Raw genomic sequence first — 19,294 nt, 5'->3', positions numbered from 1 at the left:
GGCCTGCGCTTCGACCACGCCATCGAAACCGGCACCGAGGTGACGCCGCACTACGACGCCATGCTCGGCAAACTCATCGCGCACGCGCCCACGCGCGAGCAGGCCATCGAACGCCTCGCGCACGCGCTGGACGCGACCGTGCTGCTGGGCCTGCCCAGCAACCGCGCCTTTCTGGCGGGCTGCCTGCGCCACCCGGTGTTCGGCGCGGGCGAGGCCTTGATCCCCTTCCTGGCGGAGCAGGGCGATGGCCTGCGCGCCGCTTTGCAGCCGCCGGGTGATGCGGTGCTGGCGGGCGTCCTCAGCGTGACCTACGCCGCGCAGCCCGCGACGGGCGCCTTGCCGTGCCCCTTCGCGCGCCCGCTGCGCTGGCGGCACGGCGACGCGGTGCTCGAACTCACCGTGCTCGAACAGGGCAAGGGGCGCCTGAACGTGAGCATGGGCGAACGCCGGGCCGATGCGCGCCTGGGCGCGGGCGGCGTGAGCGTCGACGGTCAGTACCGCGCCACCTCCGCCGTGCCATTGGGCGAGGGGCGCTGGCAGGTGCAGGTGGGTCCGCACACCTTCGCGCTGGACGACCTGAGCCACACCGCGCGCACCCGGTCGGGCGCCGGCGGCGCCGTGAGCGACCTGCGCGCGCCCTTCAACGGCAAGCTCGTGGCCGTGCACGCGCGGCCCGGCGCGCGCGTGGCCAAGGGCGACACCCTGTTCGCCATCGAGAGCATGAAGATCGAACACCAGATCGCCGCGCCGCGCGACGCCACGGTGGAGGTGGTGTCGGTGTCGGCGGGCCAGCAGGTCACACCGGGTCAATTGCTGGTGAGTTTCTTGGCAGAGGCGGTGGCATGAACTGGGACCGCGCCGACACCGTTGCCCTGCTCGACACCGTGGACCGCTTCGCGCGCGAGGCCCTGGTGCCGCACGTGAACGACTGGGACGCGCAGGCCACGTTCCCGCGCGAGCTGTACCGCGAGGCCGCGCGCATCGGCCTGCCGGGCCTGGGCTACCCCGAACACCTGGGCGGCACGCCCGCGCCCTGGCGCGCGCGCAACGCCGTGTCGCAACTGCTGGCGCGGCGCACCGCCAGCGGCGGCCTGCTGGCCAGCCTGTTCAGCCACAACATCGGCCTGCCGCCGATCCTGAAGCACGGCTCAACCGAGCTGCAGGCCGAGATCATCCCGCCCGTGCTGCGCGGCGAGCGCATCGCCGCGCTCGGCATCACCGAACCCGGCGCCGGCAGCGACGTGGCCAGCCTGCGCACCGTGGCCCGGCGCGATGGCGGCGACTACGTCATCGACGGCGAGAAGACCTTCATCACCTCCGGCGTGCGCTGCGACTGGATCACGCTCGCCGTTCGAACAGACACGCAGAACACTGGTGCCGGCGGCATCAGCCTGATCGCCGTGCCCTGCGACGCCAGGGGCATCAGCCGCACGCCGCTGCACAAGATGGGCTGGCACGCCAGCGACACCGGTCACCTGCGCTTCGATGGCGTGCGCGTGCCGGCGCGCCTGCTCATCGGCGAAGAGCACAAGGGCTTTCGCTACATCATGGGCAACTTCAACGGCGAACGCCTGGGCATGAGCGCGCTGGCGCTGGGTTTCGCCGAGGCCTGCCACGACGAGGCCCTGGCCTGGGCGCGCGAGCGCAAGACCTTCGGCGAGGCGCTCATCCAGCACCAGGTGATCCGCCACAAGTTGATGGACATGCGCATGCGCATCGCCTCGACGCAGGCCTGGCTGGACGCGCTCGGCGAGCGCATCGACGCGGGCGACGAAGGCCCCGACTGGGTGGGCAACGTCTGCCTGCTCAAGAACCACAGCACCCAGGCCATGCAGGCCAACGCCGACGCGGCCGTGCAGATCCTGGGCGGCATGGGCTACATGCGCGGCACCGCTTGCGAGCGCATCTACCGCGAGGTGAAGGTCATGATGATCGGTGGCGGTGCCGAGGAGATCATGAAGGACCTGGCCGCACGCCAGTTCGGCGCCTGAACCCGGACCCGACGGATACCCCCACCATGAGCACCCCCAGCCCCACACCAACCGTGCCGTTCGAACCCGAGTTCGTGCAAGCCATCACCGAGCTCTTCGAACAGAAGATCGTCTTCAACCAGCACATCGGCCTCAAGATCGACGAGGTGCTGCCCGAGCGCGTGAGCGGCCACCTCGACATGCGGCCCGAACTCATCGGCCACTACGCCCACCACCGGCTGCACGGCGGGGTCATCAGCGCCGCGCTGGACGCCATGGGCGGCCTGGCCGTGCTGGCCGGCATGGCCGCGCGCCACATGGACGACAGCATCGAGCAGCGCATGCACCGCTTCGCCAAGCTCGGCACCATCGACCTGCGCATCGACTACCTGCGCCCGGCCGTGGGCAGCGCGCGCTTCACCATTCACGCCGAGGCGCTGCGCCTGGGCTCGCGCGTGGCCAGCACGCGCATGGCGTTCCATGGGGACGACGGCACGCTGCTGGCGGTGGGCGCGGCGGCGTACATCGTGTCTTGAGGGGGCTTGGCGATGAGCGATTTCCAACTGACCTATTCCACGATGTTCGCGCCGCCGCGCGCACTGCACGAACGCTTCGAGGCCGCGCTGCAAACGGTGCGCGCCGGCCTGGGGCAGGACCATGGCCTCTTCATTGATGGCGACTTCGTCCCACGCACCGCGATGCTGGACAAGTACAACCCCGCGCGCCAGAGCGAGTTGCTGGGCCGCTTCGCCCAGGCCTCGACGGCCGACGTGGACCTGGCCGTGGCCGCGGCGCGGCGCGCCCTGCCCGAATGGCGCCGAACCCCCTGGCAGGAGCGCGTGGCCCTGCTGCGCCGCGCCGCGCGCCTGGTGGACGAGCGCCTCTACGAGATGGCCGCCATCGTCTCGCTGGAAGTGGGCAAGACCCGCATGGAAGCGCTGGGCGAGGTGGCCGAGGTCAGCGCCTTCTGCGACATCTACGCGCGGCAGATGGAGGAGAACGGCGGCTACGACCGTGCCCTGCCCGACGACCCGCTGCCCGACATGAAGAGTCGCAACCGCAGTGTGATGAAGCCGTACGGCGTGTGGGCCGTCGTCGCGCCCTTCAACTTCCCCTTCGCGCTGGCGGGCGGGCCCACGGCGGCCGCGCTGGTCACGGGCAACACGGTGGTGCTGAAAGGTTCGGTGGAGACGCCGTGGTCCGGCCTGCTGCTGGCGCAGTGCCTGAAGGACGCGGGCCTGCCCGATGGCGCCTTCAACTGCCTGGTGGGCGACGGCGCGAACGTGGGCGAGGCGCTCATCCAGCACGAGGGCATTGGCGGCGTCACCTTCACCGGCTCGTACGAGGTGGGCATGCACATCCTGCGCGCGCAGGTGAACCGGCGCTGGCCGCGCCCCTGCATCGCCGAGATGGGCGGCAAGAACGCGGCCATCGTCACCGCGCGCGCCAAGCTCGACGTGGCGGCGCAGGGCATCGTGCGCTCGGCCTTCGGCATGTCGGGGCAGAAGTGCTCGGCGCTGTCGCGCGTGTACGTGGACCGCTCGGTGGCCGATGCGCTCATCGAGCGCCTGCGCGCGGCGGTGGCCAAGCTGGCCGTGGGCGAGCCGCAGCGCGAGGCGAGCTGGACCGGCCCCGTGGCCACGCGCGCCGCGCAGGCGCGCCACGCGGACTGCCGGCGGCAACTGGAAGGCGGGGGCGCGCGCATCGTGGCCGAAGGGCCCTTGCCCGCCGACGCGGGCGAGGGCTTCTATTGCGCGCCCCTGGTGGCCGAGGCGCCGCTGGACCACCCGCTGTGGCGCAAGGAAATGTTCGCGCCGCTGGTGATGCTGGGCCGCGTGGACGGCGCCGATCAGGCCATGGCCGAAGCCAACGCCAGCGACTTCGGCCTCACGGCGGGTTTCTTTGGCGCGGAGGACGAGGTCGGATGGTTCCTGGAGCACATCGAGGCCGGCGTCACCTACGTCAACCGGCCCCTGGGCGCCACCACCGGTGCCTGGCCCGGGTACCAGCCGTTTGGTGGGTGGAAGGGCTCGGGCAGCACGGGCAAGGCGCTGGCCTCGTTCCACTATTTGCCGCAGTACATGCGCGAGCAATCGCAGACGCGGATCGAGGGCTGATCCGCCGCGTGGGCCCATGAAAAAGCCCCGCGGCTGCGGGGCTTCCAACGGGCCGACGGGCGAGGCCTCAGTCAGCGCAGGTGTACGAGGCGGCGAGCGCCACGTCGCCCGCCACGTACTGCGGGTGTTGCGGGTACGAGCACATGGGCAGGGACTTGGCGCCGGCCGTCACCGTCGGGTTCTTGCTGGGCGCCTGGTTCTGCTCCACCCAGTCCACCACCATCTGCAGCCCGTTGAACGTGTTGGGAATGGCCACCGAGGGGATGGCATTGCCGTCGCCATCGACGGCCAGGTTCGTGCCGCTGAGGCCATGGCCCGTTTGCGGCAGCACCCACAGGCGCGCGAAGGCGTCCAACACGGGGCGGGTCATCTTGTTCAGCACCGACTGGTAATAGTCCAACTGCGCGCCCGTGGAGGCCAGGCTGTCGTTGCTGCCGATGGTGATGAGCACCTTGCCGCCGCGCTTGTAGAACGTCGTCAGGTCGGGGTTGGTCGCGTCCAGGTGCTGCGAGATCTCCACGCGCCGCGCATTCAGCATGCCGCCTTCCACATAGTCCAGCGGGTTGGCGTTCAGGTCCTTGAACAGGAAGCCCGTCACCCCCAGGATGCCCAGGTGGCTGTGGATGGTGGCGCCGGGGTCGGCCCCTTCCTGTCCCACGTGGCGCGTATTGATCAGCAGGCCCGAGCCGCCCGGATCGGTGGTGGGCGCCCACATGCCGAAGGACGTGGTGCCGTTGGCCAGCGGCGTGGCGAACGCGTAGGGCGAATAGATGAACTTCAGCGTCTCGATCTGGCCGTCGGTGAAGCAGGCGCTGGCCGTGTTGTCCGCCGGGTTGGGGTCGACGTTGCCCGGGCAGCGCTTGTCCAGCCAGGGGTTGCGGCCCGGTGCGCCGGCCTTGACGTTGAAGATGTCGCGGCAGGCCGTGTAGTTGTTGATGATGCCGTCGACCAGGCCGTCGAGCTTGTCGCACTGGCGCATGAACTCGGTTCGGATGGCGGCCACTTTCACCGGCGGCACCCAGTTCGCCAGGGGCTTTTCCTGGATGCGGATCAGCTCGGGCGCCAGCGTCAGCGTGGAGAAGCTGACGATGGGCACGGTGAGTGCGGCGCCGTCGTAGTCCTGCGGGTAGCGCTGCATCACCGTGAGGCCCTCGCGCCCGCCTTGCGAGCCGCCCTGCCAGTAGGTGAAGCGCGGTTTCTCGCCATACATGCGCTGCGTCAGCGTCACACCGACGTCGCGGGTCTTCTTCATCTGCATGAAGCCCAGGTTCTTCATGGCCTCTTCGTTCAGCGCCCAGTTGGTGTCCATGAAGGTGTGGCCCGAATCGCTGCCCCAGGTGGCCGCGCGCAAGCCCAGGATCGCCGCCGAGGGATTGCCCGGCGGAAAGCCGTTCATGCCGCCGCCGCCGGTGTGCACCGCGCGCCGCGCCCAGTTCTCGGGCAGCGACACACGGAAGTTGATGACGGGCGCGCTCGGGTCCACCGCGTAGATGGCGCCGGTGATCGAGCAGTAGGCCTGGTTGCCACCGGCGGCGGCGGTCCAGGTGGGCGCGTTCAGCGTCACCGCGGCCACGGGCTCGCCAATGTCGGCCGGCGCAATGGACGTGCCCAGCTTCGCGGCCGAGCAATCGGCCTGGGCGATCGAGATGTCGCTGGCGGCGGGCAGCAGGGAGCCCGGTGCGGGAATGGACAGGCTGGCTTCGGCCGGCGGAGGAGCGGCGGGCGCGCCGCTCCCCCCACCGTCACCGCCTCCACCCCCACAAGCCGCCAACAGCGCCGCGCTACCGGCCACCGCGAGGGCCGATCGCAAGAAGTGAGTCATGTTTGTCTCCTCGGATGGTTTGAACCGAAATGGGCCGCTTGTCGTTGCGGCCTCAACAAAAGGTTAGTTTGCTTAACTAAATTTCTGGATAGGTGAATACCCGCGAGGCCGACTCGCGCGAGCGGGCAGAATCGGCTCTGCATGGCGGGGCCTTGGTGGCGCCCGCATGGAGGAGTGAGTGCTCATGACGGCGCGCAACGCCACAACGAAACAGAAAACGCCCGCTGCGCCGGCGGCCGCGCGCCGCGCCGCGGCACCCGCGGCGAAAGCGGTCCGCCCCCGGGCCGAGGACGCCAGGCCGGCCGATGTCTCCACGCCGGCGGGCCGCTTGAACGAAGGGGATCTGCAGTGGCTGGTGGGCTACCAGCTCGCGCAGGCGTCCATCGTCACCATCGCGGCCTTCGACGACGTGGCGGGCATACCGCATGGCCTGCGCACGGTCGAATACACCCTGCTGGCCCTGGTGCATGGCAACCCGGGCGTGTCACCCGCGCAGTTGGCCAAGGCCCTCGGCTTGAGCGCGCCCTACATCACCACCGGCCTGGACAAGCTGGTGCGCCGCGGCCTGATCGTTCGTGAAGCGAACGAAAGCGACCGAAGAGGGCAACACCTGCGGGTGACGAAACAGGGCGAGGCGCTGACGGTGGACCTGACGGCCCGCCTGCTGGAAAGCGAGCGCGCGGCCTTCAAGACCCTGAGCGCGGCCGAGCAGATGATGCTGGCCGAGTTGCTGCACAAGCTGGCGCGATCGCGGCACGCGCCGGGGCGTGCGCCGGGCGCGGAGACCTGAGGCGCCGGGTCCTGTGCGCCATGCAACCAAAGCGCGCCATCGGTCACTCACGGCCTCCTTCGGCCGCTGCTGCCTGCACCTCTCCCGCATGAAGATCCGCCCCCCGTCTCTTTCGCTCGCCCAGACCCAGCGCGGCGACCCGATCCGCACCGTCAATGCGGACATCGCCGCGGCCGAGCTGGAACCCGACAGTGAGGAAAGCCGTGCCTTGTACAAGAAGCCCGGCGCCCGCTTGCCGCTGCCGCCGACGCAGAACGGGCCTCAGAACCGCCCGCCGATCGAACTGGCCGATTTCTTTGGGGCACGGATCGCGGCCGAGCAACTGGCCATGGACCCGGACGCCCGCGTCGCCGCCGAACTGTTGAACCAACGCGACGAGGCGCTCGACGTCGGGGACCGGCAGCGCTTGAGGAACGAGCAGCGAAAGCGGCGGTCGGGTCGGTACGGGCGGCGGGGCTGAAAGGACGTCGCAGGACTCGCTCCGTCATCCATCGGCATTCCGGTCGCAGTGAAGCAGGCGTTGTCGCAGCTCTTCTGCTTTCAACGGAGGGCATCAACGGCGCGGTGTCTTGCGCGCCGCGCTGGCTGGGGCCTCGCCAAGGTCGATCAGTCGCTGTTGCAGTTCGGCCACGGGAATCGCCTCGATGTCCGCCGACAGCGGGTAGGCATCGGTGCCTGAATGCACCACGAAGCGCGCGGTCGCATCGATGTCGCCGGCTGCTTGGTGAAAGCCTCGGCCCACGGTGGGCGCGGTGCTGCGCTTGACCTCGATCGCCCAGCGTTGCTTGCGCGGCAGGTCCAGCACGAGGTCGAGCTCCGCGCCCGCGCTGCTGCGATAGAAAAATGATTGCGCGCCCTCGGGCAACACGGCCAGCAGGTTCTCGATCACCCAGCCTTCCCAACTGCCGCCCACCACCGGATGGCTCAACACTTCATCGAGCTGGCCCAGGCCGAGCAGCGCGTGCACCAGGCCGCTGTCGCGCACGTAAACCTTGGGTGCACGCACCAGGCGTTTGCCCCCGTTGTCTGCCCAGGGCAGCAAGCGGCGCACGAGCATCAGATCGCACAGCAGGTCGATGTAGCGTGTCACCGTCTGGCCGCTGACGGCGAGCGAGGTGGCCAGTTTCGAGGCGTTGAGCAACTGCCCCTGTTCGTGAGCCAGCATGGTCCACAGGCGGCGCAGCGTTTCTGCGGGAATGCGGGGGCCCAGCTGCGGGATGTCGCGCTCCAGGTAGGTGCTGATGAATTGCTGGCGCCAGCGCAAGCTGGCCGAGTCGCTGCGCGCCAGCAGCGACTCCGGAAACCCGCCGCGCAGCCAGAGGCGCTGCGCGTCGTCAGAGGGGACTTCGTTGATCGTCAGGGACTGCAGCTCCATGTAGGCGATGCGGCCCGCGAGGCTCTCCGCCGACTGCGCCAGCAAAGCGCCGGTGGCGGAGCCCAGCAGGAGGAACTGGCCCGCACGCTGCCCTTGCCGCCGTCGCTGGTCGATCACGCCACGCAGCACGGGAAACAGGTCGGGCGCGCGCTGCACCTCATCGATCACCACGAGTCGGTCGCGGCGGGATTCGAAGTAGCTCAGCGGATCGGCGAGCTTGGCCGCATCGGCTGGCGATTCCAGGTCGAGGTATTGCGTGGCCCCGTCCATGGCCAGCAACTCCATGGCGAGCGTGGTCTTGCCGACCTGGCGCGGGCCGAGGATGGCCACGGCCGGAAATTCCTGCAGCAGTTGCCGAAGCAGGGGAAGGCGAAAGCGAGGATACATAACCATGCAATTCTTCCACGCTGTGGAGAATTTGCAAGGTTAATTTGCGCGCTTTCGAGGCCGCACCCACCACCACGCCAACCCCACCAGCCCCGCAAAAGCGGTGTAAGCGGCCACAAACACCCACCACGGCGCCTCCCAGTACAGCAGGCGCGAGAGCCAGTGCTCGATGAAGCTCTCGCGGTAGCCGCTCTGGCCGGCCAGGCGGCGCAGATCCTGCTCCCACACGGTCAGCGGGCACAGTTGCCCCAGCCAGGCCTGGGCCGCGATGAAGACCATCAGGCCCAGGTGCGCGGCACGCAGCCGGAAGTGGCGCACCCAGCGCCAGCCCAGCGCGCCGCCGGCCAGCACCAGCGGCAGCAGGCCCACCACGAACAGCACCACGCCCACGTGCAGGGCGAGCAGGGCGTCGGCCAGCCAGAGGGCGGTAGGGGGATTCACTGAACGATCTCCGTGCGGCGCACTGCGTGGCATTGTGCGCAGGGACGCGTGGCGGCGTGACCACCCCTGGTGGCAACCCCCCTGACGAGGCGGTGTCCATCTGTCACACTGCGGCGGTTTCGGGCTCAGGGAAGGCTGATGGACTGGCTCTCGCTGTTCGGCGATCTGCTCTACATGACTGGCGTGCTGGTCGCCTTGTTGGGCGTGATATTCATCGCCTACGCGCACGAGGATTCCTGGCCCTACGTCAGCTGGCTGGCCGGCTCGGCCATGTTGTTCGGCCTGTCGAACGCGGCGCTGCGCCTGGTGCAGATCGGCTTCGACGTCAGCCCCGAAGGCATCAGCCTGCCGGCCTCCGGCGCCGTGGTGGCGGCCGTCTCGGCGCTGCTGATCGGGCTGCACAACTACGTATCGGGCCGGGCCGAGCGGCCCTGGCACCGCTTCTTCGGCCTGTGCCTGCTGGGTTGGGCCGGCGTGGCACTGATGGTGCTGGTGCTGCCCGACGACCCGTTCCGTGGGCCGATGGCCTCGGCCGCCGTGTTGGTGGCCGCGGCGCTGTGGCTGGTCTGGCGCTGGTGGTTCGACCGCTGGGGCGGCCAACTCGCCCTGGCCGCCGCCCTGCTCGGGCAGCCGGTGCTGCTGTTGCTGGCGCTGCGCGGCAGCATGGACCTGACGGCGTTTCGCGACATCACGCCGCTGCCGATCGTGGCGGTCTACTTCTTCGTGCTCACGATGATCCTGCAGCGCGACGCCCACCGCCTGGCGCGCGAGCTGCGGCGCAGCGAACAGGCCGAGGCCGCCCTGCAGCGCCTGGCCGATGGCCTGGACCGCACCGTGCAGGAGCGCACCGCCCAGCTCGAAGCCCTCAACCAAGGCCTGCGCGCCTTCTCCGGCATGGTCTCGCACGACCTGCGCGGCCCGCTGCGCAACATCCACGGCCTGAGCGAGATGGCCCGCGAAGCGATCGAGGAAGGCCAGCCCGTGCAGGCCTTGCCGCTGGTGCGCAAGCTGGGGCAGGAGTCGCTGCGCGCCAGCCGCATGGTGAGCGACCTGCTGGACCTGGCGCGCGTGGAGCAGCAGGCGCTGCAGAAGGCGAAGGTGGATTTCGGCGAGCTGGTGCGCGAGTGCGTGGAGCAGTTGGCCATGGAGTACCCGAGCGCGCGGCACGCGGTGCGCGTGGGCGCGCTGCCCGTGGTGGAGGTGGACCGCGGCCTCATGGCGCACGTGGTGACCAACCTGGTGGGCAACGCGCTCAAGTACGGCCAGGGCCGCCCGGGGCTGGCGGTGGCCGTGGACGCGCAGCGCGAGAACGGCGCCTGGCGTTTTGCCGTGAGCGACAACGGACCGGGCTTCGACGAGGCGCGCGCGGGTGAACTGTTCCAGCCCTTCAACCGCCTGGCCGGCGACGCCGTGCCGGGCACCGGCCTGGGCCTGACGGTGGTGCGCCGCGTGGTGCAGCAGCACGGCGGCGACGTGGGCGCCAGCGGCCGCGTGGGCGAAGGCGCGCGTTTCTGGTGGACGCTGCCCGCCACCTGAGCCACGCAGGCTGGCGCACAAAAAAAAGCCACCGGGGCTTGCAACACCGGCGGCTGCCGCGCATGGCCCGTTGACCGGGCGGCGCGAAGTTTCAGGAAGCTGTCGTTCCTCCAGATCCTGTTGGCGGGCCCTTCACTTGGCCGCGGCCGTGTTGATGTACTCCGTGACCACCTTCCAGCGGTTGTTCTCCAGCATGGACATGCGCGTGGCGTTGCTGCCCAGGCGCTTTTGCGCGGTGAAGGTCATCTCGGCGCTGCCGAAGATGTCGGGCGGAATGGTCATGGTGTCCATGGCCTTGATGAAGCTCTCCGTGTTCAGGTTGGGGCCGGCCTTGGTGGCGGCGCGGATGAAGCTGTCGATGGCCGAGTAGCCGTACACCGAGAACACCGTGGGCTCTTCGTTGAATTTGGTCTGGTACTTGTTGGCCCAGAAGCGGATGGGCTGCGAGGCCGCGTCCAGGTAGGGGTGCTGCACCGTCATGGTGGCGTACAGGCCGTTCATGGCCGGGCCGCCCAGCTTGTGGATGAGGTCGGTGTAGGCGGCGCTGGAGCCAATGAAGGTGGGGTTGAAGCCCAGGCGCTTGGCCGTGGCGATGCCGCCGATGGTCTCGCGGATGATGGTGCCGAGCACGACCATGTCGCACTGCTCGGAGGCCAGCTTCTGCATCTGCGAGGCGAAGTCGGTGGCGCCGCGCTTGTAGCTGGTTTCCACCGCGAGCGACATGCCGGCGGCCTTGAGGCCGTCTTCGGCGCCGCGCTTGACCTCCAGACCGAACTCGTCGTCCTGGTACATGGTGCAGATCTTCTTGGCGTTCTTTTCCTTGGCCAGCTTGGGCACGGCCACGCGCATCTGGTCGTAGTAGGTGGCGGCGAAGCTGTACTTGAGCTTGTGGAAGGGCTCGTACATCTCGCGCGCGGCGGTCACCGGGAAGAAGTTGATGACGTTCTTCTGGAACTGCACGGGCATGGCGGCCATGTTCTGCGCCGTGCCGATGTGGCCCACCATCATGAAGATCTTGTCCTGGTTGACGAGCTTCTGCGCCGCCAGCACGGCGTTGCGCGGGTCGTACTTGGAGTCCTCGACGACGAGCTTGAGCTTGCGGCCATTGACGCCGCCCTGCTCGTTGGCTTCGTCCACGCGCAGCATCATGCCCAGGCGCACCTGCTTGCCGAAGCCGGCGATGGGGCCGGAGAGGTCCTGGATGGAGCCGAGGACGATCTCGTCCTTGCTCACGCCCTGGCTTTGCGCCAGCGCGGCGCCGGCGGTGCCCAGCGCGATGGCCGCGCCGATCAGGCTCAATGTTGTCTTCATCGCTGCTGTCTCCTTCAAGGGTGGAAGAGGCTCGTTCTCGCGGGGATGATGGGCCGTTTCACAGGGGCGGTGATGCGGAAAAACCCTTCCTCGCACCGCCCCGCCGCATCACTGGTTCACGTAGTCGGAGACGACCTTCCAGCGGCCGTCCTGGATCTGAGACAGGCGCATGGCCATGCTGCCGTAGCGCCGCTGCGGGTTGAAGCTGAGCGGCGGCGAACCGAAGATGTCGGTGGGCACGCTCAGGCTGTCCATGGTCTTGACGAAGCTGTCCGTGGTGAGGTTGGCGCCGGTCTTGCCGGCCGCGCGCGCGAAGATGTCGATGGCGTTGTAGCCATAGACCGAGAAGACGTTGGGGTCTTCGTTGAACTTGGTCTTGTACTTGTTGGCCCAGAAGCGGATGGGCTGCGCGGCCTCGTCCAGGTAGGGGTGCTGGGTCGTCATGGTGGCGTACAGGCCGTTCACGGCCGGGCCGCCGAGCTTGTGGATGAGGTCGGTGTAGGCCGCCTGCGAGCCGAAGAAGGTGGGGTTGAAGTCGAGCTTGCGCGCGGTGGCGATGGTGCCGATGGTCTCGCGGATGATGGTGCCGAGCACGATGAAGTCGCAGTTCGACGCTTTCATCTTCGCCACCTGCGACGAGAAATCGGTGGCGCCGCGCTTGAACGAGGTCTTCTCCACCATCTGCAGGTTCACGGCCTTCAGGCCTTCTTCCGCGCCGCGCAGCACCTCCAGGCCGAACTCGTCGTCCTGGTAGATGGCGCAGACCGCCTTGGGCTTCTTCTCCTGCACCATGCGCGGCAGGAAGGTGCGCATCTGCTCGTAGTAAGGGCCGATGTTGGCGAACTTGAGCTTGTGGAAGGGCTCGTACATCTCGCGCGCGGCCGTCACGGGCAGGAAGTTGACGACGTTCTTCTGGAACTGCACCGGCATGGCTGCCATGTTCTGCGCCGTGCCCAGGTGGGCCACCATGGCGAAGATCCTGTCCTGGTTGACGAGCTTCTGCGCCGCCAGCACGGCGTTGCGCGGGTCGTACTTGGCGTCTTCGACGACGAGCCGGAGCTTGCGGCCGTTGATGCCGCCCTGCTCGTTGATCTCGTCCACGCGCAGCACCATGCCCAGCCGCACGGACTTGCCGAAGCCGGCCAGCGGGCCGGAGAGATCCTGGATGGAGCCGAGGACGATTTCGTCCTTGCTCACGCCCTGTGTCTGGGCCAGGGCGGCGCCGGCCGACAGCGCCAGCGCGACGGCGGTGAGGGTGTGCAGTGACTTCATGGCGCGGATCTCCTCGGGGTGGTGTGCCGCGCAGGGCGGCGTCGGTGGCGTCAGTGGTACATGTTCTCGATGCGTTCGGCGTACTTCTTCTGCACCAGCTTGCGCTTGAGCTTCATGGTGGGCGTGAGCTCCTCGTCCTCGGCGGTGAGCTGGGTGTCGAGCAGCCAGAACTTCTTGATCTGCTCGACGCGCGCGAACTTGCGGTTGGTGCTGTCGATCAGGGTCTGGATGAGCTGCTGCACCTCGGGCGCGCGGGTGAGGCTGGCGTAGTTGGAGAAGGGCACGTCGTGGTCCTGCGCGAATTTCTCCACGTTCTCCTGGTCGATCATGATGATCACCGTGAGGTAGGGGCGCTGGTCGCCGATGACGACGGCGTCGGTGACGTAGGGCGAGAACTTCAGCTCGTTCTCGATCTCGCTGGGCGTGATGTTCTTGCCACCGGCCGTGATGATGATGTCCTTCATGCGGTCGGTGATGCGAAAGAAGCCGTCCTCGTCCACCACGCCCACGTCGCCGGTGTGCAGCCAGCCCTCGGCGTCGATGGTCTCGGCGGTCTTCTCGGGCAGGTTCAGGTAGCCCATGAACACGTTGGGTCCGCGCACCAGGATCTCGCCGGTCTGCGGGTCCAGCTTCACCTCGTTGTACTGCGCGGCCGGGCCGATGCTGCCGGGCTTGATGCGCTGCGCCGGCACGCCGGTGGAGGCGCCGCAGGTCTCGGTCATGCCCCAGACCTCGAGCATGGGCACGCCCAGCGCGAGGTACCAGCGCACGAGTTCAGGCGAAATGGGCGCCGCGCCGGTGACGAGGAAGCGCGAGCGGTGGATGCCGATGAGCTTGCGCACGTTGTCCAGCACCAGCACGCGCGCGAGCCGAAAGCGCAGCTTGAGCCCGCCGGGCACCGCCTCGCCCTTGAGCACATGCTCGGCCACCTGGTGGCCCACGCCGATGGCCCAGGCGTAGGCGGCTTGCTGCAGGCGGCTCGCTTCCTTGAGCGCGATCATCACGCCGGAGTAGAACTTCTCCCACACGCGCGGCACGGCGGTGAAGATGGTGGGCGCGATCTCGCGTACGTTCTCGGGCACGGTCTCCGGGTTCTCCACGAAGTTCAGCCGCGCGCCGGTGTAGAGCGAGAAGTACTCGCCACCCATGCGCTCGGCGATGTGGCACAGCGGCAGGAAGCACATGCACTCGTCCGTGTCGTGGCGCGGCAGGATGGCGTTGTAGCCGCGCACGGTGTAGACCAGGCCCTTGTGCGAGTGCATGGCGCCCTTGGGCTTGCCCGTGGTGCCCGAGGTGTAGACCAGGATGGCGAGGTCCTCGGGGCGCACGCCGGCCACGCGCTGCTCCAGCAGCTGCGGGTGCTGCGCCAGGTGCTCGCGGCCCAGGGCGCGCAGGGCGTCCAGGCTCAGCACCTGCTCGTCATGGAAGTCGCGAAGGCCCTCCATGTCGACCACCACGATCTTCTTGAGCAGCGGCAGTTGCTCGCGCACGGCCAGCGCCTTGTCGAGCTGCTCCTCGTCTTCCACGAACAGCACGCTGGTGCGCGAGTCCTCGCAGAGGTAGTGCACCTGCTCGGGCGCGTCGGTGGGGTAGATGCCGTTGGCCACGCCGCCGGCGCTGAGCACGGCCAAGTCGGCCAGCACCCATTCGATGGTGGTGTTGGACAGGATGGAGGCGGTGTCCTTGGGCGCAAAGCCCAGGGCCATGAGGCCGTGGGCGATCTCGCGCACGGCCTGGCCGGTCTGGTCCCAGGTCCAGCTGCGCCACAGGCCCATGTCCTTCTGGCGCATCCACACGTTCGGGCCGCGCGCCTTCACGGCGTTCCAGAACAGCGCGGGAATCGTGTCGCCTTCCAGGACGATCCGGGTCTCGGGCTGGATGTGGGAGAGGTCCCAGAGGGTGCTCATGACGTGTCTCCGTTCAGCGCCAGTTCTTCTTTTTCTTCCAGCGGCGGTCGGCGCGCACGCCGGCTTCCTTCATGCCGAGGTAGAACTCCTTGATGTCGTCCTTCTCGCGCAGGTGGGCGCAGGTGTCTTCCATCACGATGCGGCCGTTCTCCAGCACGTAGCCGTAGTCGGCCGCGTTGAGCGCCATGTTGGCGTTCTGCTCCACCAGCAGGATGGTGGTGCCGCGCTCGCGATTGATGCGCACCACGATCTCGAAGATCTCCTTCGTGAGCTTGGGCGAGAGTCCCAGGCTGGGCTCGTCGAGCAGGATCAGGTCCGGGTTGGCCATGAGCGCACGGCTGATGGCGAGCATCTGCTGCTGGCCACCCGAGAGCAGGCCGGCGTCCTGCGTGGCGCGCTCCTTCAGGATGGGGAAGTAGCCGAACACCATGTCCATGTCGCGCGCCACGCCGTCGCGGTCCTTGCGGGTGTAGGCGCCCATGAGCAGGTTGTCGCGCACGCTGAGCAGGGGGAAGACCTCGCGCCCCTCGGGCACGTGCAGCAGGCCTTGTTGAACGATGTGCGCCGGGTCCAGCGCGGTGATGTTCTCGCCCTTGAACTCCACCGAGCCCTTGCGCGGGTCGATGATGCCGCTGATGGTCTTGAGGATGGTGGTCTTGCCGGCGCCGTTGCTGCCCAGCACGGTGGCGATCTCGCCGCGGCGCACCTGCAGGCTCACGCCGCGGATGGCCTTGATGGGGCCGTAGGCGCTCTCGACGTTGGAGAGCTTGAGGACGGGGGCGTCTGAGGTCGGAACGCTCATGCGGACACCTTGTGGGACGCTGGGTGGTTCTCCCGTCGCAGGCTGGACACGTCGTCCACGCTGCCCAGGTAGGCCTCGATCACGCCGGGGTCGGCCTGCACCTCGGCTGGCGTGCCGGTGGCCAGTTCGGTGCCCATGCTCATGGCCAGCACGCGGTCGGACACCTTGGACACCAGGCTCATGTCGTGCTCCACCATCAGCACCGTGATGCCGAGCTCGTTCTTGATGTCGGTGATCCAGAAAGCCATGTCCTCGGTCTCTTCCACGTTCAGGCCGGAGGAGGGCTCGTCCAGCAGCAGCAGGCGCGGCTCGGTGCACAGGGCGCGCGCCAGTTCCACCACCTTGCGCACGCCGTAGGGCAGGCCGGCGACCAGGCTTTCGCGGTGGTGCTGCAGGTCCAGCAGGTCGATGACGTGTTCGACCTTCTCGCGCGCCTCGATCTCGGCGGCGCGGGTCTTGCCGGTGAAGAAGAGCTCGCTCCACAGCCCGGTGCGGCGGTGCGTGTGGCGCCCGATCAGCAGGTTCTGCAGCACCGTGGCGTGCTCGAACAGCTCGATGTTCTGGAAGGTGCGCGCGATGCCCAGGCGGGCGATGGTGTGCGGCGCCTGGTCCGTCAGGCGCACGGTGCCGCCGTGGCCGGCGTAGTCGATGGCGCCGGTGGTGGGCGTGTAGATGCGGCTGATGAGGTTGAACACCGTGGTCTTGCCCGCGCCGTTGGGGCCGATGAGGGTGAAGACCTCGCCCTTCTTCACGTCGAAGCTCACGTTGTTGACCGCCAGCACGCCGCCGAAGCGCACGCTGAGGTTCTTGGCGGAGAGCAGGGTGTCGTCGTTCATGGCGTTCACTTCAGGCGGTCCGATTTCTGGAACGACTTCTGCCGCTTGAACATGCCCTGGCGGTAGAACGGGAAGAGTTGGAAGTAGGCGCGGATCTTGAGCCAGCGCCCGTACAGGCCCATGGGCTCGAACAGCACGAAGGCGATGAGCACCGCGCCGTACACCGCGCCCTGCAGGCCGGCGGACTGACCGATGGCCTCGGGCAGCACGTCCTTGCCGAGCGCGATGAGCTGCGGCATGACGATGAGGAAGATGGCGCCGAGGAAGGCGCCGTGGATGGAGCCCAGTCCGCCGATGACGACCATGAGCAGCAGGTCGATCGACTGGATGATGGAGAACTGCTCGGGCGAGAGGAACTGGATCTTGTGCGCGTAGAGCGCGCCGCCCAGGCCGGCCAGCGCGGCTGAGAGCGCGAAGGACAGGGTCTTGTAGCGCGCGAGGTGGATGCCCATGCTCTGCGCGGAGATCTCCGAATCGCGGATGGCGACGAAGGCGCGGCCGGTGGACGAGCGCATGAGGTTGACGATGCCCAGGGTGCTGAGAACGCACACCACCAGGCAGAGGAAGTAGAACTCGTTGGTGGAGTCGAGTGCCCAGCCGAAGAGTTCGGGGTAGTTGACCATCAGGCCCTTGTTGCCGCCGGTGACGGACTCCCAGCGCGCCATGCCTTCCTCGACGATGAAGCCGAAGGCCAGCGTGGCCATGCCGAGGTAGATGCCCTTGACGCGCAGGGCCGGCAGGCCCACCACCACGCCCACCGCCGCGGCCAGCAGGCCGGCACACGCGAGCGCGATGGGGAAGGGCACGCCCGCGTTGACCATGACGGCCTGCGTGTACGCGCCCACGCCCAGGAAGGCCGCGTGGCCGAGCGAGAACAGGCCGGTGAAGCCGGCCAGCAGCATCAGGCCCAGGCCCACGATGCCGTAGATCAGCACGAAGGTGAGCTGCGCGAGCCAGTACTCGTCGATGGCCCAGGGCGCCACCAGCAGGAACAGGCACAGCAGGCCGTACCAGAACACGTGGCCGCCGTGCTTGGCGAGGCGGATGTCCTGGTCGTATTGCGTCTTGAAGAGGAATCGCATCGTTCGGCCTCAGACTTTTTTTCTCAGCTTCTCGCCGAACAATCCGTTGGGCTTGAGCACCAGCATGATCAGCACCACGATGTAGGGTGCGATGTCCTTGAAGCCTTCGGGCAGGTAGAAGCCCGCAACGGCCTCGACGATGCCGATGATGAGACCGCCCACGATGGCGCCCGGCAGGCTGCCGAAGCCGCCCACCACCGCCGCCGGGAAGGCCTTGAGGCCGATGAAGCCCATGTTGGCGTGCACGAAGGTGATGGGCGCGAGCAGCAGGCCCGCGATGGCCGCCACCCCCGCCGCCAGGCCCCACACCAGGCCGTTGAGCCGCTTGACCGGAATGCCCATGTAGTAGGCCGCCAACTGGTTCTGCGACGCGGCCTGCATGGCGATGCCCAGCTTGCTGTAGCGGAACATGGCGAACAGGACTGCGCACAGCAGGGCGGTGGCGCCGATCACCACGATCTGCTCGGCGGAGATGACCAGCGCGCCGAGCTTGAGCACCTGGCCCGCGTAGGGCACCGGCAGCGTGTGCGTCTCGGTGCCGATGTTGGGGATCATGGTGATGAGCCCCCGCAGCAGGTAGCCCACGCCGATGGTGAGCATGACGATGGAGAAGGCGGGCTGCCCCAGGATGGGGCGGATGACCAGGCGTTCGAGCGCGATGCCGAACAGGGCCATGCCGGCGATGGCGGCGATGACGGAGAGCCAGAAGGGAAAGCCCAGCAGCGTCATGGTGAGCAGGCCGCCGAAGGCCCCCACCATCATGAGGTCGCCCTGCGCGAAGCTCACGGTCTCGGTCGCCTTGTAGATGAGCACGAAGCCCAGCGCGATGAGGCCGTAGATGCATCCCTGGGCCGCCCCGCTGATCAGCAGTTGCAGCAGTTGCACGGAACTGTCTCCTGTCGTTGTATTGCCGGGGGCCGGTGCGCGCTTGCTGCAAGCTTGGGAGCAGGCCGTGCCGCCAGGGTCGAAGATTTATAGCTGTCCTCCCCGGGACTGCCGCTAGGGGTTCTCCCCCATCGGCAGTCGCGCAGGCGCCAGGAAGATGTCGAGGATGAAGTCAGTACGCATCGGCGCCGGCCTGGGTTTCTACGGTGACGCGTGGGAGCCCATCGCCGCGAGCATCGAACGCGGCGATGTGCAGTTCATCGCCAGCGACCACCTGGCCGAACTGACGCTCGCCATCCTGCAGAAGGACCGCCAGCGCGACCCCGCGCTGGGCTACGCGCGCGACGTGGTGCCGTTGCTGCTGCGCCTGTGGCCGCTGATGCAGCGCCACGGCGTGCGCTTCGTCTGCAACGCCGGCGGGCTGAACCCGCGCGGCGCGGCGCAGGCGGTGCTGGCGGCCTTCGCGGCCAAGGGGCTGAAGGCGCGCATCGGGGTGGTGACGGGTGACGACGTGCTGCCGCGACTGGCTGGCGCGTCAGGTGGTGCGTTCTCCCACCTGTTCACCGGCGCGTCGCTGGAGGCGGTGCGCGAGCGCCTGGTGTTCGCCAACGCCTACCTGGGGGCCGATCCCATCGTGCAGGCGCTGGACGAGGGCGCACAGATCGTCATCACCGGCCGAGTGGCGGACGCGGCCCTGTTCCTGGGGCCGATCGCGCACGCGCACGGCTGGAGCATCGAAGGGGCGCTGGAAGGGGCGGAGC

The 19,294-nt window shown here is 68.4% G+C and carries 18 protein-coding genes; 8 read left to right on the top strand and 10 right to left on the bottom strand.

Features of this window, described 5'->3' with window-relative positions:
• The 4 genes from VLG41_RS05920 to VLG41_RS05905 all read left to right on the top strand — a co-directional run.
• Positions 1-846 (top strand): biotin/lipoyl-binding protein (locus VLG41_RS05920; RefSeq protein WP_325348465.1); only part of this gene is annotated, 846 nt, incomplete at its 5' end.
• Positions 843-1,991 (top strand): acyl-CoA dehydrogenase family protein, encoded by a 1,149-nt coding sequence (locus tag VLG41_RS05915; protein ID WP_325348464.1) that lies wholly within the window; start codon positions 843-845, stop codon positions 1,989-1,991. The genes VLG41_RS05920 and VLG41_RS05915, both read left to right, overlap by 4 nt.
• A 26-nt stretch (positions 1,992-2,017) precedes the next feature.
• The gene (locus VLG41_RS05910) at positions 2,018-2,506 is read left to right on the top strand and encodes a thioesterase family protein (protein WP_325348463.1); all 489 of its coding nucleotides are present in this window, start codon (positions 2,018-2,020) and stop codon (positions 2,504-2,506) included.
• 12 nt (positions 2,507-2,518) lie between these two features.
• Complete coding sequence (locus VLG41_RS05905; protein WP_325348462.1) at positions 2,519-4,087, top strand: aldehyde dehydrogenase family protein; 1,569 nt, start codon at positions 2,519-2,521, stop codon at positions 4,085-4,087.
• Positions 4,088-4,154: 67 nt separating this feature from the next.
• Here VLG41_RS05905 and VLG41_RS05900 read toward each other — a convergent pair whose 3' ends face one another.
• A complete protein-coding gene (locus tag VLG41_RS05900) occupies positions 4,155-5,909 on the bottom strand; it encodes a tannase/feruloyl esterase family alpha/beta hydrolase (RefSeq protein ID WP_325348461.1) in 1,755 nt (584 codons plus the stop codon).
• 184 nt (positions 5,910-6,093) lie between these two features.
• On the opposite strand from VLG41_RS05900, the gene VLG41_RS05895 reads away from it, so the two are divergent.
• On the top strand, positions 6,094-6,699 hold the full coding sequence (locus VLG41_RS05895; RefSeq protein WP_325348460.1) for a MarR family transcriptional regulator: 606 nt from the start codon (positions 6,094-6,096) through the stop codon (positions 6,697-6,699).
• An 88-nt stretch (positions 6,700-6,787) separates the two neighbouring features.
• Entirely contained in the window at positions 6,788-7,159 is a 372-nt protein-coding gene (locus tag VLG41_RS05890) for a hypothetical protein (protein ID WP_325348459.1), read from the top strand.
• A gap of 93 nt (positions 7,160-7,252) precedes the next feature.
• Here the strand turns inward: VLG41_RS05890 and VLG41_RS05885 are convergent, their stop codons facing one another.
• Both VLG41_RS05885 and VLG41_RS05880 read right to left on the bottom strand, forming a co-directional pair.
• On the bottom strand, positions 7,253-8,467 hold the full coding sequence (locus VLG41_RS05885; protein WP_325348458.1) for an ATP-binding protein: 1,215 nt from the start codon (positions 8,465-8,467) through the stop codon (positions 7,253-7,255).
• Between the two features lie 33 nt (positions 8,468-8,500).
• The gene (locus VLG41_RS05880) at positions 8,501-8,902 is read right to left on the bottom strand and encodes a DUF2784 domain-containing protein (protein ID WP_325348457.1); all 402 of its coding nucleotides are present in this window, start codon (positions 8,900-8,902) and stop codon (positions 8,501-8,503) included.
• 138 nt (positions 8,903-9,040) lie between these two features.
• On the opposite strand from VLG41_RS05880, the gene VLG41_RS05875 reads away from it, so the two are divergent.
• On the top strand, positions 9,041-10,438 hold the full coding sequence (locus tag VLG41_RS05875; RefSeq protein ID WP_325348456.1) for a HAMP domain-containing sensor histidine kinase: 1,398 nt from the start codon (positions 9,041-9,043) through the stop codon (positions 10,436-10,438).
• 132 nt (positions 10,439-10,570) lie between these two features.
• Here VLG41_RS05875 and VLG41_RS05870 read toward each other — a convergent pair whose 3' ends face one another.
• From VLG41_RS05870 to VLG41_RS05840, 7 genes are all read right to left on the bottom strand, one after another.
• A complete protein-coding gene (locus VLG41_RS05870; protein ID WP_325348455.1) occupies positions 10,571-11,749 on the bottom strand; it encodes an ABC transporter substrate-binding protein in 1,179 nt (392 codons plus the stop codon).
• A 108-nt stretch (positions 11,750-11,857) separates the two neighbouring features.
• Complete coding sequence (locus tag VLG41_RS05865) at positions 11,858-13,021, bottom strand: ABC transporter substrate-binding protein (RefSeq protein WP_325348454.1); 1,164 nt, start codon at positions 13,019-13,021, stop codon at positions 11,858-11,860.
• Positions 13,022-13,071: 50 nt separating this feature from the next.
• Positions 13,072-14,928, bottom strand: coding sequence for a long-chain fatty acid--CoA ligase (locus tag VLG41_RS05860; protein WP_325348453.1), 1,857 nt, complete (start codon positions 14,926-14,928; stop codon positions 13,072-13,074).
• 13 nt (positions 14,929-14,941) lie between these two features.
• A complete protein-coding gene (locus VLG41_RS05855) occupies positions 14,942-15,730 on the bottom strand; it encodes an ABC transporter ATP-binding protein (RefSeq protein ID WP_325348452.1) in 789 nt (262 codons plus the stop codon).
• On the bottom strand, positions 15,727-16,566 hold the full coding sequence (locus VLG41_RS05850; protein WP_325348451.1) for an ABC transporter ATP-binding protein: 840 nt from the start codon (positions 16,564-16,566) through the stop codon (positions 15,727-15,729). The genes VLG41_RS05855 and VLG41_RS05850 overlap by 4 nt, the downstream gene beginning before the upstream one ends.
• A gap of 5 nt (positions 16,567-16,571) precedes the next feature.
• On the bottom strand, positions 16,572-17,648 hold the full coding sequence (locus VLG41_RS05845) for a branched-chain amino acid ABC transporter permease (protein ID WP_325348450.1): 1,077 nt from the start codon (positions 17,646-17,648) through the stop codon (positions 16,572-16,574).
• A gap of 9 nt (positions 17,649-17,657) precedes the next feature.
• Entirely contained in the window at positions 17,658-18,533 is an 876-nt protein-coding gene (locus tag VLG41_RS05840) for a branched-chain amino acid ABC transporter permease (protein WP_325348449.1), read from the bottom strand.
• A gap of 166 nt (positions 18,534-18,699) precedes the next feature.
• On the opposite strand from VLG41_RS05840, the gene VLG41_RS05835 reads away from it, so the two are divergent.
• Positions 18,700-19,294: acyclic terpene utilization AtuA family protein (locus tag VLG41_RS05835; protein WP_325348448.1), on the top strand; the 595-nt coding region annotated here is incomplete at its 3' end.

Origin of the sequence: Hydrogenophaga sp. (assembly GCF_035481345.1) — a bacterium.
Taxonomy (GTDB): Bacteria; Pseudomonadota; Gammaproteobacteria; order Burkholderiales; family Burkholderiaceae_C; genus Hydrogenophaga.
This window is presented reverse-complemented; position numbering and strand designations above follow the sequence as displayed.